7 protein-coding genes and 4 tRNA genes are annotated in these 15,923 nt (G+C 57.4%); 2 read left to right on the top strand and 9 right to left on the bottom strand.

The genetic code is table 11. The features are described from left to right. Positions 1 to 73 precede the first annotated feature (73 nt). From PSH57_RS06720 to PSH57_RS06705, 4 genes are all read right to left on the bottom strand, one after another. Complete coding sequence (locus PSH57_RS06720; protein ID WP_305388624.1) at positions 74 to 682, bottom strand: hypothetical protein; 609 nt, start codon at positions 680 to 682, stop codon at positions 74 to 76. Continuing rightward, entirely contained in the window at positions 666 to 9,686 is a 9,021-nt protein-coding gene (locus PSH57_RS06715) for a two-partner secretion domain-containing protein (RefSeq protein ID WP_305388623.1), read from the bottom strand. Before PSH57_RS06715 ends, PSH57_RS06720 begins: the two co-directional genes overlap by 17 nt. 24 nt (positions 9,687 to 9,710) lie before the next feature. Further along, positions 9,711 to 11,417, bottom strand: a complete 1,707-nt coding sequence (locus tag PSH57_RS06710; RefSeq protein WP_305388622.1) for a ShlB/FhaC/HecB family hemolysin secretion/activation protein — start codon at positions 11,415 to 11,417, stop codon at positions 9,711 to 9,713. A 355-nt stretch (positions 11,418 to 11,772) separates the two neighbouring features. Further along, a tRNA-Arg gene (locus tag PSH57_RS06705) sits at positions 11,773 to 11,849 on the bottom strand. Positions 11,850 to 12,373: 524 nt separating this feature from the next. On the opposite strand from PSH57_RS06705, the gene PSH57_RS06700 reads away from it, so the two are divergent. Next, complete coding sequence (locus tag PSH57_RS06700) at positions 12,374 to 12,700, top strand: Arc family DNA-binding protein (RefSeq protein WP_010226671.1); 327 nt, start codon at positions 12,374 to 12,376, stop codon at positions 12,698 to 12,700. A 122-nt stretch (positions 12,701 to 12,822) separates the two neighbouring features. On the opposite strand, the gene mgtE is transcribed toward PSH57_RS06700, so the two are convergent. Further along, positions 12,823 to 14,265 (bottom strand): magnesium transporter, encoded by a 1,443-nt coding sequence (gene mgtE / locus PSH57_RS06695; RefSeq protein ID WP_256231219.1) that lies wholly within the window; start codon positions 14,263 to 14,265, stop codon positions 12,823 to 12,825. A gap of 322 nt (positions 14,266 to 14,587) precedes the next feature. On the opposite strand from mgtE, the gene PSH57_RS06690 reads away from it, so the two are divergent. Then, complete coding sequence (locus PSH57_RS06690; RefSeq protein ID WP_305388620.1) at positions 14,588 to 15,091, top strand: cell envelope protein SmpA; 504 nt, start codon at positions 14,588 to 14,590, stop codon at positions 15,089 to 15,091. A 40-nt stretch (positions 15,092 to 15,131) separates the two neighbouring features. Here PSH57_RS06690 and PSH57_RS06685 read toward each other — a convergent pair. The 4 genes from PSH57_RS06685 to csrA all read right to left on the bottom strand — a co-directional run bounded on the left by PSH57_RS06685 (position 15,132) and on the right by csrA (position 15,806). Further along, a tRNA-Arg gene (locus PSH57_RS06685) sits at positions 15,132 to 15,208 on the bottom strand. Between the two features lie 72 nt (positions 15,209 to 15,280). Then, positions 15,281 to 15,357: transfer RNA gene (locus PSH57_RS06680), tRNA-Arg, on the bottom strand. A gap of 107 nt (positions 15,358 to 15,464) precedes the next feature. After that, positions 15,465 to 15,555 (bottom strand) — tRNA-Ser (locus tag PSH57_RS06675). Positions 15,556 to 15,617: 62 nt separating this feature from the next. Continuing rightward, positions 15,618 to 15,806: a carbon storage regulator CsrA gene (gene csrA / locus PSH57_RS06670; RefSeq protein ID WP_003178872.1), complete on the bottom strand. Its 189-nt coding sequence runs from the start codon at positions 15,804 to 15,806 to the stop codon at positions 15,618 to 15,620. Positions 15,807 to 15,923 lie beyond the last annotated feature (117 nt).

The following is a 15,923-nucleotide window of genomic DNA, read 5'->3' as shown; positions in this document are numbered from 1 at the left end:
AGAAACCAAATAATTCTGTCCCTTTTCTCACTACCCTTTTTTCACTATCCCAGTCATTTTCACCACCTCAGAATTACCCCTGAGATTGCAAACGCCAAAAATCCATTCCATCCACTATCCAATATTTTTTCTCACTCGGAATCAACTCTCCGAACTCACTAGACGCTTTTGCATTCCAATCTGAAGGGACATAAGACTCATGCGACCTATCCCAATCAACATGTTGAAATATCCTACCATCAAGATTTATGTAGAATCGAGGCAGCCTCATCCTTAGCTTATCCCACTCGGCCAGACGAGCTTCTGCGCGACCAGACAAAACGTCTTCTATATGTCTATAGAACTCAGCAAAATAGGCAACGGAGTGACCATACTTAAAAAAATCACCCATCCAAGCAGAAGAGTAAACTTTAACCCCGTTATTATCTAGGTAACGTTGAAACGTATTAATATCTAGGACCGGGACGCCACCTCTAAACGCAGAAATGGCAGCATCATAAAGATCACCATCCATAACACCGCGCTCAACATACCCTCGATACTCAGGCCTTACATCAATGCAAAAATTTTCTTTATCATCTGCGAGGTAATAGCACCTACCGCCAACGACAAACACAGCCAAGTCCTTCCTTCCTTCGAAAATATTTTCAAGCAGGCTGTCAAAATCATTTACCAAATTCATCAACAAACTCCTTACTTGTTAACACCCGCGCTTTCGAAGAGCTTTGCTCAATCAGACGATCCCATACCTTAGGTAATTCTAGTGAGATACTCGGCTCGCCTTTACCCGGATCGACAATTTTAGGAGCATTAGGGTCCCTAGGTACGTTCGGCATCGGCTTTTGTTGAATCGCCGAAGCCATGATTTCCTTATGCAAAGCTGCATCCACTTCAAAAACCACTACATCCCCATCAGCCCGTCTGTTTGCAAGATAATAACTAGCATGATTAGGACCGTTTGTACTTACACACAGTTGGCCGCTACACCCGGAATCAATAGTCACACTACCATCTTCATTCACACTAATCCGGTTTTGGCTTGTTTTCTTGCCACTTCCGCCACCTTCGACTCTAAAGTAGGTTTCGGTTTCCCTCTCTACAGTGTTAACGCCCTTTCTAGTAGAGGTCCACGCAGCGCCCAACGTCGCCATGGCATTGCTTATCAGATTCTGCGTACCCTTGGCAATCTCCTGCTCTGTCTCATTCCTGTAGTCCAGAGGTACGCCAACAACCTCATTACCCACTCCGTCAACATGAAAAAGCTGCTTTCCGAGATCGATAATTCCGTTAATGGAGTCGCTAGGGTAATTCACGACCCCTTTGCCCAAACCGGCAAGGGCAGTATTGCGCGTAGCATCCCATATCTCGCTTTCCTTTTGAGACTGGGTTTTGCTTGACGCGGCGCTCAACATCGCCCGCTGCTCGTTTGTAAACTGACTCCAAGTGTGGCCATACATCCCGGCGTTTTCATAAGCATCTTTGCCGCTCGGCGCAAACATCAACATCACGCGTCCGTTTTCGTCAACAAACGTCTCTGCCTGGGACCGGAGAAAGACGACCGCTCCGAGATCAACCATCGCATGATCGGTGGCGAAGTCTTTGTCGACACTTTGCTGAGCCTGGGCAAGCAGCCTGGCCTCTGCCTCTTGGACGGAAATCTTCTGATCTTCGGCAAACTTACCGGCCAAAGCCTTTATTCTATTGACCTCAACGATGTGTAACTGACGGTTATTGAGGTCAACTGAGGCCGCACCGCTGCCCGCAACCACCGAGCCGCTGACTCCGCTTCCTGTACCAAGCGCTGCCCCCAAACTCATCGCAATTAGGGTGGCCAGCGCGTTTTGCTCTTTCTCATTCAGCGAGCTACCACTTAGCGCGTTACTTATGGATGGCATGAGCGCTGCGGAGGCACCTACCCCTAACGCACCACTTTGGGCATTGCCGCTGGACAAACCAATTGCTGCCCCCGCCAACGCATGCAACAACACGCGTGCCGCGCCACCTTCCGCCCACGCGGCTCGGGTCGCGTCGTCAATTCCTTTTCGATTTTTCTGCGCATCGGCAAAGCTGCCGATTTTGTTGAAGATGTCACTGGACGACGTATTAGCAACAATTCCAACCGCTGTGCTGCCTGTCGCCCCGCCCAGACCCGCAGCGATCAGCCCTGACGTGATGTCCGCCATGAGCCGCTTATCACCACCCACTTGCCAGCTACTGGCGTCAGCCAGTGCAACCGCAGCCGCTTGTTTTTCCTCAGGGGTAACCGCCGCTTTCGCTTGTTTGTTTGCCGCATCTGCCTTGGCCTTGCCCACCATACTGATCACGGTGCCTGACAACTGCGCCGAGCTTTGAATCAGGTCGATACGCTCCTGCATGGCCTTTTCATCCGGCCGATCGAGGTGAGCGTTGGCATTGGCGGTGTCGCGACTCAAACCTTCAAGATCATTCGCCCCGGCAGCATCACGCACGACGATCGTCCCAAGGCTGACGGCGCTACGGGTTTTACTACTGTCGGACTCCTTGAGCATCAACGGTATCGAGCCGCCGACACCGGAGCGGGCGTCATCGAATCCTGCGGTGGCACCGGAATAGCTCAGGCCCGCGGCCTGGCTTTTGATATCGCTTTTGTTTTTGATGTCACTGACCAACAACCGGCCAGTGCTGAGATGGTTTTTGTCGACACTGGCTTCACTGGCAATCACCGCGCCTTGAAGCGTGGTGTTTTTGCCGACATTTATGTCGTAACCGCCGCTACCCGCGAAGAAGCCGGTCTGCTGGGCCACCGCCTTGTAATCGCTGTTCATTTTGCTGCCAGCGAATTCAGCGGAGCCCGATACCATTGCCCCCAGGCAGAACGGAGGCACACAGATACTCACCCCTACGCCGCCGCTGGTTTGTTTGTTCTTCTGGCTTGCCTCGTCCTGGCGCGAGGCGATGTTCAGATTGCCTCCGATATCCGCCTTGATAGCGTCAGCCCGCACTTGAGCGCCCGCCAGCGTGGTGTCCTGACCACTTTTTAGAACCAGGAGTCCCGTATCGACCGTGCTGTTGACTTGGGTGACCTCACGACCGGTCCCCATCCCCTTGGCCATTCTTGCACCGAGGTCGAGGGTGAACCCCATCTGCTCACCGATGTTGAAGCTGGCTCCAATACTGGTCTTGTTGGTGGTGTTCTGGTTATCCCAATTTCTTCGGTCCTGAGCACTTTCCAGAGTGATGTTGTTTTTGGCCTGCAACAAGGTGTCGTTGGCCTTAAGGCTGCTGCCAACAATATGGATATCGCCTTTGGTGTCTGGCGCGTTACCCGTGGCGACGATGGCGAGGCTGCCACCACTGTTGAGTGTCGATTGTTTGACCGTTTCAGCGTGATATTCGCTGGTGCTCTTCTTGCGAGTAGAAGCCAGCTCAGTACCAATTTTGATAAAAGAGCCTTTGCTGTTGGCTGGCCTGCCATCCGACTCATTAGCCGCACTGTCATCGCCGCGCATGGCGTTGTAGGCCGAAAGCAGCGCCTGCGCAGCTTTAACTGCCTTTAAGCGGCTGTCATCGGCTTGTTGTGCCGCCCGTACATCATTACGAATGCTCTTGACGGTATCGACCACTATCCCGCCGACTACACGCCCCACGGCCAAACTTCTGGAGTTATCCTTGCTGATCTGATCCGCTGTTTCAGTCCCGGCAGCGATGGTGACGTTAGCACCGTTCAAGGACATATCTTTGGTACTGACTAGATCACTAGCCACCACACTCAACTCGCGCCCAGCCGTCAGCGTTACATTGCCGGAGCTGGAGCCAACTGTGCTGCCGGTGAGCGTGGTTTCTGTAGCCGTGCCGTTGTGCTTCTGGCTGTTGATAAACAGATGCTGGTTGCCCGTCATGTCATCCAGGCCCAGCTTGTTACCGGTCAGCACACCTGTCAGGTCACGATTCTTTTCCTTATGCATATCGGTGCGCGAGAAGGTGTTCTGCGCCGCGTCGATGGTCAGGTCGCGCCCGGCCTGGACTGCCAGATCACCGGTACTGACCAGGGACGAGCCCGTCACTTTCACATCTTGGCCGCCCGCGACCGTAACCGTCTCGCCGGAGACCATGCTGCCCACCGCCGTGGTGCGTTTCTCGTCGACCTTGTCCTGGACTTTGCTCGACTTGAACCCGCCCCAACTGCTTTTGCTTTCCTTACGCTCATGTCGAGCGCTGTCGGAATCCGTCACGGCAAAAATCTGAACATCCTTGCCTGCGACCAATTTCGTCGCACCTTTCTCGGCGGTCACCGCGCTACCCGCCAACAGCAGGTTTTCTCCCGCCACCAGTGTGCTGTTGCCGCCAGAACTGACCAGGCTGCCCACCTGGGTGGTGCTGTCCGTTTCATCCAGCCGGAATTTCTTCCCGGAAGAAGACTTCTTGGTCTTGCTGTAGAAGCTGTAGTCCTGATCCGCCGCGGCCCTCAGGGCGAGGTTGTTACCCGCCACCAGATACGCCTCATTCCCCGCGTTGACCGTACTCGCTACCAACGTGAGATCCTGCCCCGCGCTCAGCGTCGCATCCCCGCCCGCCTTGAGCGTGGTGGACACCTGCTGGACATGATCCTCGATGCTCTTGACCTTCTTGCTCTGGCCATACGAATGCTGTTCATTCGCCGCTGGCCCCAAGGTCAAGTTCTTGGTAGCGACAATGGCCAAGTTCCGCTTGGCTTCGACCTGGCTAGCGACCACCTTGAGGTCACCGCCCGCAGCGGCCTGAAGATCGCGCCCAACCGTAACGCTAGAACCATTCTGGGTAATGGTCTGGTCTCGATGTTTGCTGCCCTGCGTATGGCTGTCCACCTGCTCGGCGGCGGTGATGTTCATATTTCGGGCTGCGCGCAATGTGGTGTCGTTACCACTCTTGAGCACACCACCAACATTGGCAATATCCCGCCCAGCGCCCGCGCTCAGGTCATGACTCGCCTCAATCCGCGCCGCGCTGTCAGCAAAGTCGCGTTGCTCAGTCTTGTAGCCAGTGCTGCTGGCATGCCGCGTGATGGTTCGCTCATTGGTCAAATCACCGGTCACGGCAACAACACTGACATCCCGCCCAGCAATAACCCCACCCGCCCGGTTAGTAAGATCATTCCCCGCCAACGCCTCAAGACGATTCCCCGCCTCCAACAACCCGCTGTTAACCAGACTGTCGCCCGCCGTCGCCCTCAGGTTGCTGGACGCACGCAAGGTGCCCGCATTGTTCAGGTTCCTACCCGCAATCAGGCTGACGTCTGAGCCCTGAATCAGCGCACCATTCGGCGCCAGACGATTGTTGGCCTGGGCCAGATAAAGCACCGGCACCAGCACCTGTTGATTATTCACCGTCCGGTTTTCCATCCAGACGATGTCATGGGTCAGGGCCGCAACCTGTTCGGCGGTCAGGCTGACGCCTAGGGACAGGTTGAGACTGTCCTTGCTGGCGATGGCGTTGTTCATCAGGTACTTGAACATGCCGTCGTCGGAGTTCTGGCCGTCGAGGAAGCGTTGGCCGGTGCGGGCGATCACGGCTTGCTGGATCAGGCGTTGTTCGTAGAAGCCGTCGCCCAGGCGCTTGGCGGCGGTGTCCGGGTCGTAGCCCAGGTTTGTCAGCAGGTAATCGGAGCTCATGAACCGGCGCATGTCGGTCAGCGCCGGGTTGGTCTCGATCAGGTACTTTTGCGGGTTGGCCTGGAACGAGCGATCCGGCAGGCCACGCACTTGCGTCAGGCCCGTGCTTTGGGTTGGCGTGGTGGAGCCGTCGCCGCTCATGCGGAACAGGCCGTTTTGCCCGGTGGGCAAGTCAAAGCCCGGCAAGGCCAGCGGATCGACCTGTTGCTGAATCAGGTTCGGGGGTAGCTGCCGATTGACGCTGATACGGGTCGAGAAGGCGTTGTCGGCCTGGGTGTCGGTGCGTGGGCCAGCGCCGACGTAGTTGTAGCCGCCACGCACGACGCCGCTGTTGACGTCGCCTTGGGTAGGAATGTTGATGGCACCGCCGGCCTGGATAATCGCGGCATAGGTCTGGTTATCGGTGGTGGCTATTTGAGTACGGAACTGCGGCAGCTCACGTTCGGTTCTGCCGATAAAACGGCTCATCGCCGCTTCAAGACCGCTCAGGTCGTTGGGGTCGTAGGTGGGGCTTTGAATCCAGTATTTGTTGGTAAAGGTATTGGCGGCGTCGCGCCGGCTACCTGGGCTGCGGGTGCGAGCGGACATGAAAGTGCGCGAGGTTTCTATCTCGCCGGTCTCAAGGCCGATGTTGTTCAGGCTGACCAGATTGGCGGTCAATGCACCGGCGGCACCGATGCTGCTGCTCTGGTTGGTGAGGGCGCCGCCCTGGATATCCAGGTTGCCGCCGGTGGTGATGCTGGAGGCGGCACTGGCCGCGGTCACTTCGAACTTGTCGCGCTGAATGATCTGCCAGACCTGGTTTTGCTTGCCGCCCCTGCAATCACCGGCATTGACGCCTGCGATACAGGCGACTCCCCTGATCGAGGCGGTGTAGATCCCGGCATCGTTGGTGGTCAATATCTCGCGCACATTGTCGATCGTGCTGGCCGCCAGGCGCATGCTGCCGTCGCTCTGCAGCGAGCCGGAACTGTTGAGGATGCGGCTGGCATGCGTGCCAAGCCCATCGCGATCAATGCTCAGGTTGCCCAGGCTGTAGATATCGGCGTAACGGTTGGTCAGGCTGTCGACGCGCAGGCTGGTATTGCCTGCGCTGAAAATCAGTCCTCGCTCGTTGAGCAGGTCGCCGGTCGATACGCCGAGCGCGCCGGCACTGCCCAACGTGCCGTAGTTGTTGATCGTGGCGGCAGTGACGCTCATATCCGCCGCCGAGGTCAGGCGACCGTAGCTGTTGAGGACGCCATCGACCACGACGGTTGTGTTGCCAGCGCCCGCGATGCTGCCGTTTTGCTCCAGATTGATCAGCGCGGCCTTGAGGCCCAAGGTGCCGAGACTGCTCAAGCGGCCGTTGCCTGTATAGGCGCCGGTCAGTTGCAGGTCGATGGTCCCATCACTGCCGATCAGGCCGTCAACGTGCCAGTTGCTGCCACGGCCCACCAGGCTGTCGGTACTGAGCAACTGGCCGGTGGCGGTCTGGGTCATCTGGTCGACATCCACGACCAAGTGCCCGGCCTGGATCGCCGTGCTGTTGGTCCAGCGGTCAGCCGTCACCGTCAGGTTGCCGTAGGTCACCAGCTGACCGCCGGCCTGCCCCAGGTTGGCCTGGCTGATGCCGAACACTCCCAGGCCGGTGTGCAACAGCTTGCCACCCACGTTCTGGAGGCTGTTGGTGTCCAGCCCGACATTTTGGCTGGCGGTTTCCAGGGTGCCGTCGTTGTTATCGAACAGGCCACCGATGTTGAATACCGTCGTGCTGTTCTGGCCCAGGGTGCGCAGTTGGCCTTTCTGGTTGCTCAGGCTGGCAGCGAGAATATCCAGGCTGTCCTGGCTTTCGATGATGCCGGCGTTGTTGTTCAGCGCGCCCGAAAGGTCAAAGTCGATGCGATTGGCACTGACCTGCCCGCCGCCGCTGTTGTCTATGTCCCGGCCAATGACCTTGACCTTGCCCGTGGCGTACATCCCACCGCTGCGATTGTCGATATCCGCACCCGCGTTGGTGATCACGATATCGCCCGCTTGTGCGGCCATGCGCCCGCCGTCGTTGAACAGCCCCGCCAAGGCTTGGATGTTCAGTCCTTGGGCCTGAATCGTGCCGCCCTGGCCATCGAGGTCATAGCCATTTCTCAGCACGCCAGTGGTGCGCGCCTCCAGGGCGGCCTTGACGCTGGAGAGCACGCCACCACGGTTGTCCAGGTTGGCCGCTTCGATGTTTAGGTCGGCGTCTTGAGCGATGATCGTACCGCCCTGGTTATCGATATCACCGGATACATCCACGGTGACCAAGCCCTTGCCCTGCAAAGTGCCCTTGGCGTTATCCAAGCTGGAGGCCTCGAGCTCGACGCCGGCACTGCGGCTGGCGATCAGGCCTTGGTCAGCGTTGTTGACCTTACCGGTCGCCGTGACCACCAGCTTGCCATTGGCGGCAACAGTGCCTTTGCTGCGGTTGTCCAGGCTGGCGGTGCGCACGGTCATGACGCCTTGGCTGGATAGCTCGCCGCCCTGGTTTTTGATCGCGCCGGTGTTGGTGATGTCGAGGTTTTTGCCGGCCATGACCAGACCGGTCAGGTTGTCCAGGCTGCCGAGGATCAGCGTCGCGCTGTTCAGGCTCGACAGTTCACCTGCATTGTTTTCCAGGTGGCCCAGGTTGGCAGTCAGCAGGCCCTGGCTATTGATCAGGCCGCCCTGGCTGTTGAGGACTTGATCGGCGTTCAGGTGCAGTTCGGTGCCGCCGAGGAGGCGGCCTTTGTTGCGGTTATCCACCATGTTGCCGGTGACGGTGGTCTTGCGCTGCCCACTGAGCGTACCGCCCTGGTTGTTCAGCGCCGCCGTGGTCGTGACATTCAAGTCGCGACTGGCGATAACAGTTCTGCCACCGTTGTTCAGTTGCTTGGCAGTGAGGGTGACATCACCTGCGGTATTGCGGCTGTTATCGGCGTTGACCCCGGCTTCGATAATCCCGTTGTTGCTCAGCGTGCCGCCGCTGTCCAGGCGAATGCTGTCGCGCGCCACCAGGTTGTTCTGGCTGGTCAGGTCACCCGGGGTCTTCACGTCCAGACGGCTACCGGCGTACACCTGGCCGCGGGTTTCCACACTTTTGGCCTGGATGTCGACGGCGCCGGTGGCAGCCGTCTCGGCCATGCTCAAATGACCATTGGCATCAAGCTGGATATCACCGCCACTGGCGACCATCTTGCCATCGAGTTTGACCCCGACTCCCGCCTCGGTGCCTACCAGTTTGATGGCGCCAGCGTACATGCCGCCCAGAGCCGACGAGTCGATGGCCAGTTGCGGCTTGGTGCTGCCGTCGTCGGCGCGGGCGGTAGCGTTGAGGGTGTTGGCGTTGACGTCGTTGCGCCCGGCAATAATCGTCAGATTCTTTGCCTGGATCTCGGCATTGATCTTGGCGCTGCGGGTGATGATCTCGAAACGGTCGACGTTGTTGGCGTTGAGGCCTGCGCCTTCGATCGCAACGCTGCCCTGGTCAACCTGATAGCGACTCAACTGACCGTTTTCGATAATCGGTTTGCCGGTGGTCAAGGTCGCTTTGGGGGTATTGATAAACCCACAGCCGTTACACGAAATGCCATAAGGGTTGGCGACGATCACATGCGCCGACTGCCCCGCCACTTCGGTGTAACCGCGTAACTGGCTCGGGTTGCCGCCGTTGACTTCGTTGAGGATGATCTTGGCGCCCGCGCCCTTGAGATTCGGGTTGCCGAGGATGATCCCGCCCAGTTGCGTGGCTTGGGTGACGTTGGTGGCGTTGTTGAGGATCACGCCGTTGCTGCCGACGTTGTAATCCTTGAACTGGTTGTGGGACAGACCGCTGCCGTTGGGCTTGGCGATGTTGACGATGGGCACGCCGTTGCCCGCCTGACCGAGACGGGTGCCCGGCGCGCTGACTACGATCCCGTCCGCCTGGGCCCACAGCGGCTGCCAGAACATGACGTTGGCCAACAGGAATGCCAGGCCGCGCTTGGGCATGCCCCAGAAGTGCTCGGGGGGTTGCAAGGCAGCAGAAGGCTGGCGGGCCAGAAAGGCGTGTTGGCGGTCGTCCATGATCAGGTCTCGTTGCAACAGAAATTAGATAGATACATCCACGCGCAAGTAGATCGGCGCTTCGCGCTCGGTCAGGGCATCCGGACGTTCCAGGGAATGGGCAAAGGTGACGCTGGCGCTCAGGTGCTCACCACGGGCAAACAATTCCAGCGAGTGGCTCGACATGCGCCCGTGCTGGTCGCCGTTGTAGCGATTGCCGCGAATCACGCCCTGGTCGTAACCGAGGCTGGTGCCGTATTCGGCGAACACCGGGCGCAGCCACTCCAGCGTCACCGGGCGGCTCCAGCGCAGATCGTTGCGCCAGTAACCACCACTGTCGCCGGACAGCGTCTGGTCCTTGTAGCCTCGGACCGACGCCAGTCCGCCCAGGCTCATGCGCTGCGAGGCGAATAGCGCATCCTCGCTGCGCTGGCCGGTCATCAGGCTGCTGAAACTGAAGGATTCGCCGCCCAGCATGAAGGGCTGCAAATAGCTGAGGGTGGCGGTGTATTTGCGGTAGCGGGCGTCGGCCTGCCCGGGACCCGGATCGTCGTCGCGCTGGGCATCGAGAGCGCCGATGCCTTGCTGTACACCCAGGTCCAGGTTGACGAATGCATTGCCGACCCGTCGTCCGTGATTGATGCCGAACTGCGCCTCGCTGATGCGATTGCTGCTATTACCGAGCTTGCTGTCGTTGACGAAGTTGTTAGTGCGCAGGTACGCCAAGCCGGTGTTGAGCGAAGTCTTGCTCACCGCGTCGCGATGGACCACCCGCTCCAGGCGCACCTGATGGCTCTGACTGTCACCGCTCTGCTTGAAATTGAAGCCGTTGGCCTGGCCCAGGGCGCGGTACTCGCTCTGACTGTAGCTGTAGCTCAGGTTCCACCAACCAAACGGCAGGTTGTAATAGAGCATGGCATTGCGCGAGGTTTTCTGGTGATCGCTGACGGCATCGTGGCCGCCGCGCAATGCCAGTTGATCGGCCAGGCCCAGCGGGCTGTCCCAGTCGAAGGAGGTGCCCCATTGCTGTTCGCCGGTGCTCTTCTGGCCATCGTTATGCCGCGCCAAGCCAACGCGCCAAGGCTTTTGCGGGGTGTTTTTGACCAGCACATCACTGCCACCGAGATCCTGTCCCGGCGCCAACTCCATCTGCACGCGATTGGATGGCAAACGGTTCAGTTGGTCGACCATTTGCTCGATATCCCGCAGATTGAGCAAATCGCCCGCCTTGCCGGGAAAGCTCATAACCAGCTCCCGCTCGGATAGACCACTGCCTTCGGCCCCCTTCAGCCCTTCCAGCCGGCCCTCAACGACCAGCACTTGCAGGTGACCGCTGGACAGGTCCTGTTGCGGCAAATAGGCACGACTGGTGACCAGACCTTTTTCCAGGTAGTAGTCGGTGATGGCCTTGAGCAACTCGTTAAGCTGTGACACGCCCAGGCATTGGTTGATATAGGGCTTGAGCAGTTGTTCGCGCTCACTGGCCGAAAGACTGTCGGCGCCCTTGATTTCGATGGTTTTGATGGGGAAACAACGGCTGTCGCTCGGAGCAACCGGAGCCTGGGGCGCTGCGGGCTTGCCCGGCAGATCCTTGAGTTCTTCAAGCCGCCGACGCTGCTCTTCGAGCAAGCGATCTTGGCGCTCACGGATCAGGTCCGTGTCGCCGGGGGTGGGTGCAGCGTAAGCGAGCGTTAGCGGAGAAAGGCACAGCAAAGCCAGGTACGACCTCGCCCAATGGGCGGGTGAAAACATGTTCGATCCCTCGATACGAAAATGGCAGCAAACTGGCGAGCAGACAAAGCACCGGTATCGGTCTTTTCATTTCGGGGAACGCCGGAAAATCCAGGCTGACACCAAAAATACTCACGCTGCTGATGCGCAAAACTACGCGCACACCAGACTCTGCATATCGCCTTCGGTTCAAGGGAGGAGAAACTTTCTGCTCAAAAAAGAGACGTGTCTCACAGGACGCATTAAAAACCACCGACAGAAATCGTCTGGTCGGACCTGTACGAGATGGATTTTTTCGCGGTGAACGAACCGACGTCCGCCCCCACCATGGGGATTTGGCGAAAGGGAGGCAAACTATTGGAGGGTTGGAGAAAGATGGTGTCCCAGGGCAGGTTCGAACTGCCAACCTTCCCCTTAGGAGGGGGATGCTCTATCCAATTGAGCTACTGAGACACAAGTCGACCACGAGAAACGCGGTGCGTTGGACGGCGTGCATGTTAACGGTCAGCCTGGCGTTTGTCATGTCGTCCATGGCTTTTTAAGTGTAGGCAGATGTACCGCTGGCCAAGTCTCCCACCGAAGAACCCGGGCCGGGCCGCCGCTCATCTGGCCCACTCTGCTCATTCTAGTAAATCGGCAAATTGCCACTATCCTATACAATACAAGGACAGCACCGCGCTGGTGCCTACGTCACGGTTATCCGCCGGACGGTATGGCACATAGACACGATGCCGTGGTCACAAGATGCGGACCTGGGAATTTTTCCAACCAGTCCGCATTTTTGACGAAGGGTACTGGCAGAACGCCTTTACGCGGATCAATATTTGTCACAGAATTGGCGCCAATGATCTGGCAATTTTGAGGCATGATGCGGGCCTCTTAACAATTCAGGTTGAACATTTGGCTAAGGGGCTTGTCCTATCGACATCCTGCGGCCAATCCCGAGAACCGCTCCCCTGAACTAACCGGTTAAATATATGCGCCCAATGAAACAGGCAATTTATTCCAGCCGTACGGCTGACAAGTTCGTCGTACGTCTGCCAGACGGAATGCGGGAACGCATTGCCGAGGTGGCTCGTAATCATCACCGCAGCATGAACTCCGAAATCATCGCGCGCCTTGAGCAAAGCCTTATTCAGGAAGGTGCGTTGGGTGAAGAGCTGAGCATGCGGCTAGACAGCCCAGAGCTGTCATTGCATGAGCGCGAGCTGCTTCAACGATTCCGACAACTCTCTCATCGCCAGCAAAACGCCCTCGTTTCGCTGATTGCCCATGACGCAGAAATGGCCGCAGACGCGTCCTGATCGCACCCAAGACATTCAAAGCCAGCCTTGTGCTGGCTTTTTTTTGTCTGAAATTTGGTGACTGAGATTTCTGGCACCCACGAAAAAGCCCGCCAAATTGGCGGGCTTTATTGAGGCGCGAATCAGAGCAGGAAAATCGTCGCCAACCCCAGGAAAATGAAGAACCCGCCGCTGTCGGTCATGGCGGTAATCATCACGCTGGCCCCCATGGCGGGGTCACGTCCCAATCGAGCCAGGGTCATGGGAATCAATACCCCCATCAAGGCCGCCAACAGCAAGTTGAGCGTCATCGCGGCGGTCATGACCACTCCCAGTGACCAACTGCCATACAGCAGGTACGCCACCACGCCGATTACGCCCCCCCAAACCAGACCGTTGATCAAGCCCACGGCCAGTTCCTTGCGCATCAACCGCGACGTATTGCCGGTACTGACCTGATCCAGCGCCATGGCGCGGACAATCATGGTAATGGTCTGGTTACCGGAGTTGCCGCCAATCCCCGCAACGATAGGCATCAGCGCCGCGAGGGCTACCAGTTTTTCGATGGAGCCTTCGAACAGACCGATGACCCGGGACGCAATAAAAGCCGTGACCAAATTGACCGCCAGCCAGGCCCAACGGTTACGCAGGGACTTCCAGACCGAGGCGAAGATGTCTTCCTCTTCACGCAGACCGGCCATGTTGAGGACTTCGCTTTCGCTCTCCTCACGAATCAGGTCGACCATTTCGTCAATGGTCAGACGGCCGATCAACTTACCGTTCTTGTCGACAACGGGTGCAGAAATCAAATCGTAACGTTCGAACGCCTGGGCCGCATCGTAGGCATCCTCGTCCGGGTGAAAACTCACCGGGTCACTGGCCATGACCTCGGCTACCTGCTTTTCCGGATCATTGACGAGCAATCGCTTGATAGGCAGCACGCCCTTAAGCACACCGTCGTAATCGACCACGAAGAGCTTGTCGGTATGCCCCGGCAGCTCCTTGAGACGGCGCAGGTAACGCAATACCACTTCAAGACTGACATCCTCACGGATGGTCACCATCTCGAAGTCCATCAGCGCACCGACCTGCTCCTCGTCATAGGACAACGCCGAACGCACGCGCTCACGCTGTTGGCCGTCGAGGGTTTCCATCAGTTCGTGGATAACGTCCCGTGGCAATTCGGGCGCAAGGTCGGCGAGTTCGTCGGCGTCCATTTCCTTGGCCGCCGCCAGCAGCTCGTGATCATCCATGTCAGCGATCAGGGTTTCACGAACCGAGTCGGACACTTCAAGCAGGATGTCACCGTCACGATCAGCCTGGACCAACTGCCAGACCGTCAGACGCTCTTCCAGCGGCAAGGCTTCAAGGATGTAGGCGACGTCGGCGGAGTGCAGGTCATCGAGCTTGCGTTGCAGCTCGACGAGGTTCTGCCGGTGGACCAGGTTCTCGACCAGGTCGTGATGCGGGCCTTCCTGGCGATGCGTCAGGTCTTCGACCACCCGCTGGCGATGCAGCAGCTCAACGACTTGAGCAAGGCGATCCTGAAGGCTTTCCTGCGTTTTTTTTACTTCTATTTCGGTCATAGGCGAACTCCACTCCCAGCAGTGGAGCACGCCGGAAGGATCAATCAGTCAGTTCATGATTGGTGAAACGGGATATTGAGTAACTACTGGGTAAGTCCATGGGATATTCCACAAGCCCCGGCGGGGCTGACGGGCGCAATCATACACCGCTTGACACTTTTAAACGTTAAAAAATCATGGCAAGAACAAGCGCTTGCGAGACATACCTGAACGCAGATTGAACCTCTATGCCTACGACGACTTATCCTGAAAAGAAAACACACGCCCGGGTAAAAATGTAGCGGCTAACCTTCTCTTCTTCACCGTCAAGGAGGACGTCAGGATGCCTGTCCGTCGCTACCTGTTTTTATTCGCCGCCCTGCCCTGCCTGCCTTTGGCGGCTACCGGGCAAAGCGTGCATCGTTGTGAAAGTACCGCCGGGCACGTGACCTTCACCACCCTGAGTTGCCGCCCGGGTGAGACCCTGTCACTTCAGCAGATCCACCCGATCAACCCGGGCAGGACCGCGCCGATGACAGAGGCCATGCTGCCCGAAGCGGAGTTTCGGCAAACATCCGGCAACAAAGCCAAGCGCAAGGAACCGACTGTTGTCGGCCAGCTTGAAGACCGCTGCAGGAATCTGCTCACCGCCAGGCAACGCCGCGAAGCGATCATTAACCAGCGAATCATTAGCGGCATGAGCCAGCAGGACGTGGAAAGCGCTCTGGGCAAACCGGACTCGGTCAAAATCCGGAATTCGAGTACTCGATATACTTATAAAGCGAAAAAAGGCCGCAGCGCAGAGGTCGTATTCGATGAGAAAGGGTGTGTGAAAGGCAAATCGTAGACAGCAAAAAGCCCGCGTTTAACGCGGGCTTTTTGGTGTTTGGTGCACTCGACAGGATTCGAACCTGTGACCGCTCGGTTCGTAGCCGAGTACTCTATCCAGCTGAGCTACGAGTGCAAGTTGTGGTTTTATACCAGATCACAACTGGTTGAAGCCAAGTTATTTGCATCACTGCAAAAAACTCTTAAATGGTGCACTCGACAGGATTCGAACCTGTGACCGCTCGGTTCGTAGCCGAGTACTCTATCCAGCTGAGCTACGAGTGCATTTGTTGCCGCGCATTATAGGTCGCCGAATCTTTTTGTAAAGCGCTTTTTTCAGTAATTTCAACAACTTACCGATAAAGCCAGATTACGTCGCACTAAATAAATAATGGCGGAGAACGGGGGATTCGAACCCCCGACACCCTTTTGAGGTGTACTCCCTTAGCAGGGGAGCGCCTTCGGCCACTCGGCCAGCTCTCCGCAACACGGGGCGTATATTAACCACCTTCATCCCCGTTTGCAAACATAAAAATCGATAAAAATTAATGGCTTGGTTCGTCGTCCTTCTCTTTCTTGATACGCAGGTAAATTTCCTCTCGGTGCACCGCGACCTCTTTCGGAGCGTTGACGCCAATACGCACTTGGTTTCCTTTGACGCCGAGCACGGTCACGGTGATTTCGCCATCGCCAATAATCAGGCTCTCTGCGCACCGACGAGTCAGAATCAGCATACCTTTCTCCTCACGCAATTCAGTTCAGGGACAACAGTCTGCAAAAAAAAGGCATTGGACCTACAACCGAAACGGTCGCAGCCTACAAGCCTAGTATTGACCAGCGCGAGCAAAAGA

Source organism: Pseudomonas hefeiensis (genome assembly GCF_030687835.1).
In the GTDB taxonomy this organism is placed as follows: domain Bacteria; phylum Pseudomonadota; class Gammaproteobacteria; order Pseudomonadales; family Pseudomonadaceae; genus Aquipseudomonas; species Aquipseudomonas hefeiensis.
This window is presented reverse-complemented; position numbering and strand designations above follow the sequence as displayed.